General features: G+C 64.7%; 3 protein-coding genes. All 3 read right to left on the bottom strand.

Annotated features, from left to right (window positions below; translation table 11 throughout):
* On the bottom strand, window positions 1–788 hold a 788-nt coding region (locus QQS14_RS16250), incomplete at its 3' end, for an anti-CBASS protein Acb1 family protein (RefSeq protein WP_285908065.1).
* On the bottom strand, window positions 781–2,214 hold the full coding sequence (gene terL / locus QQS14_RS16245) for a phage terminase large subunit (protein ID WP_285908064.1): 1,434 nt from the start codon (window positions 2,212–2,214) through the stop codon (window positions 781–783). The genes QQS14_RS16250 and terL, both read right to left, overlap by 8 nt.
* 1 nt (window position 2,215) lies before the next feature.
* Window positions 2,216–2,755 (bottom strand): DUF3486 family protein, encoded by a 540-nt coding sequence (locus QQS14_RS16240; RefSeq protein ID WP_285908063.1) that lies wholly within the window; start codon window positions 2,753–2,755, stop codon window positions 2,216–2,218.
* Between the last annotated feature and the right edge of the window lie 117 nt (window positions 2,756–2,872).

Raw genomic sequence — 2,872 nt, 5'->3', positions numbered from 1 at the left:
CCGCCCGCCGCGAGGATCTCGCGCAGCTTGTTGATGCCCACCACCCGCAGGTGGCTCTTGAGCATCATGTTGGCCGAGCCGTAGGTGGCGCTGTCCAGCGCCAGGATGCGGTCGAACGCCCGCTCCACCACGCTCGCGCCCCAGCCCTGCTCCGCCTCGCGCTCGTCATAGGGCAGCTCCACGCCCACGAACCGGATCACCCGGCTGTGGTGGATGCGCATGGCCTCCACCCCGGCGGCGGCCTCGATCCGGTAGTGCTCGGGATAGCCGAGCATCGGCCCCAGCTCGTCTATCCGCTGCGTTGACGGCGTGACCTGATGGCGCGAGAGCACATACAGCCCGCGGAAGTCGCCCTGGCCAACCTGCGACACATCCAGCGGTGTGACCATGTCCGCCCCGTCGATGAGGATCACGGCCAGCGCCCCGCCGTACAGGCGGCCCCACTTGATGGCCTCGGACAACCGGCTGTTGACGCCCATCCGGCGCATGGCCCGGATCATCTCGTCCACCTTGCCGGGCGGCAGCTCGGCGCGGATGTCGATGCCGCCGCGCACCATGTCCTCGGCCACCACGTCCACCATGCGCCCGACGATCCAGCTGGTGCGGTACATGGACTCCAGCGACACGCGGTCGCGCGTCAGCGATGACCGGCCGCTGTACCGTCCCTTGGCCAGCAGGTTGTCCTGCCCCAGGCCAAGCCTGGCCGCGAAATTGTCGAATCCGTCCGTGGTCCGCGCTGCGGCCTGCGTCTCGATGCGCTTGCCTTTGTGGTCCCGGCGTCTACCCATTGGCCAATGCCTCCCATATGCTCAGCCCGTGCGATTTCAAGTGCCGCAGGGCCTGTGTCATGCTGTCAACCTGATCATCGTGCCCGCCAGCGGGGAAACTCACGAGTTCGGCAACGAAGTCGGCCACCCACGGGAACGCATCGTCCTCCGGAATGAACACGTTGCCACCGGCCCATAGAGATGTAACCGCGTGGGCGCGGGCCACCTTGGACCCATCCGGTTCGACGGGTATGAGTCCCGGGATATCTTCCTTGAGGGCGTCCATAACGGCCGGGCCGTTGGCCTTGTCCTCGATGAGCACCCCAGTGTATTGCGGGAACTGGACCGACACCGTTTTTACCGCCTCCTTGGATCTGGTAAATCCCATCCGGGCGCGCACCTGGTGCAACAAAAAGTAGTTGACCCCCTTGCGGCCCCAGACCTGGCCGACGACGTAGTCGGACCCGTCCGTGGCCTTGAATGTCATATCCCAGGACTGGATGACCTCGTCGAAATAGGGGGGCAGCGTGGACTTGTCCCAGCGCTTGATCCATTCCTCCTGAAAGATGTTGCCGCCCTCGCGGACCGGGCTCTGCATGTACAGGGCGCTCCATTCGGAGGGAGTCAGCGAGGCCTTGGTCTCCAGGAGCTTGTCGATGGGGTGCAGCTCGGGAACCAGGGCCTTGCCGTCTTGGTCGATGGCGGGAAATTTGAGGTGCCGCGCCTTGGGGTTTTTCTTGATCACCGTGGCCGAGAGGTCATCCACGGCCCAGGATGTGGCCATGATGATATGCCCGCTCAATTTGGAGAGGCGCGTCAGGAATACCGTGTTGTACCAACTGAGGATAGCGCGCTTGATGGTGTCCGAGCGGGCCTCCTCCTGGTTCTTGATCGGGTCGTCGATGACACCGACGTCCACGGATTTACCCGTCAGCGGTCCTCCTACGCCGGTGCAGACGTAATATCCGCGATGCCCCAAGATATCGAACCGCTCGGCGTTGCGCAGGGCCTGCCCTTCGATGGTCACCGTCCGCCTGGGGTTCAGGGCGGATTCAGGAAACACGGTCCGGTAGGCGTCTTCCATCATGATCCGCTGCACGTCGCGGTTCATGTCTCTGGCAAGGTCGGCCCCATAGGAAGCGGCCGCGATGCGCAGGTTGGGATAGCGGCCAAGGGCATACGGCGGGAAACGCCGCGAAACCAGCTCCGACTTGCCGTGCTGTGGCGGGGCCTGCAGCACAAGGACCGGCCTGAGCCCGGCAAAGACATCCTCCAAAAAGACATCCAGAGCTTCGCATACGGCCGTGGAAAACGGATTGTGGATGTAGTCCTCTTTGGTGAACGACACGAACGCCGCCATGTTGCGCCGGGCCTGTTCGGCCCGGAGCGTGCGCAGCTCGCGCTCCTTGAGCAGCGGAGCCAGTTCCTCGTGGTGGGACTTGTCCATGTCACTCCCCGGCCAGGGCGGCGATACGCTGGTCCAGCTCCTCGTCGCTGAGGCTCTTGAGGTCGGCGGCTGTGCCAAGGTCCGCGATCCTCTTGATCATTTCCTCCCGTGCCTCGCGCCTGGCCTGCTCGCGCGCCTCGGCCATCCACTTTTTCTGGGTCACGCTGGCCCGGCCCAGCTCGGCGATGGACTTGGCCAGGGAGCCGATGTTGATCTTTCTCGGGTCGATCTCGATGTCCTGAAGCACGCCGAACAGCCGCTCCTGAACAAGGCGCATGAGCGCGTCGTTCATGGTGTTCTCGTCGTCCGGCGCGGCGTCTACTATGGCGCGGGCCTGCTCGCTGGCCAGCTTGAGGTTGGCCAGCCGCTCCTCGAACTTCTGGCCGTAGCGGTGGACGGCGCTCTTGGAAATGTCGTATCCGCGCGCCTTCAGATCGTCGGCCAGCAGCTGGTAGCCAGCAAAGCCGTTCTCGGCCAGAGCGCGGTCCAGCCACTGCTTGACGCTCTTGGGCAGGGTCTGCACTGCACTTCGCCTAGGCATGGCCGCCTACCAGTACTTGGCGGGCCGGGCTATGCCGGGCTCGCAGCTGACGGTGTACTCGGCCACATCCACGCCGTGGCGGTTGAGCCTGGCGAACCACCTGCCGTCGGGCTGCTT

This window comes from Pseudodesulfovibrio pelocollis (assembly GCF_030282845.1).
Classification (GTDB): Bacteria; Desulfobacterota; Desulfovibrionia; order Desulfovibrionales; family Desulfovibrionaceae; genus Pseudodesulfovibrio; species Pseudodesulfovibrio pelocollis.
Note: the sequence above shows the minus strand (reverse complement) of the source record. Positions and strands in the feature narration are given on the sequence as shown.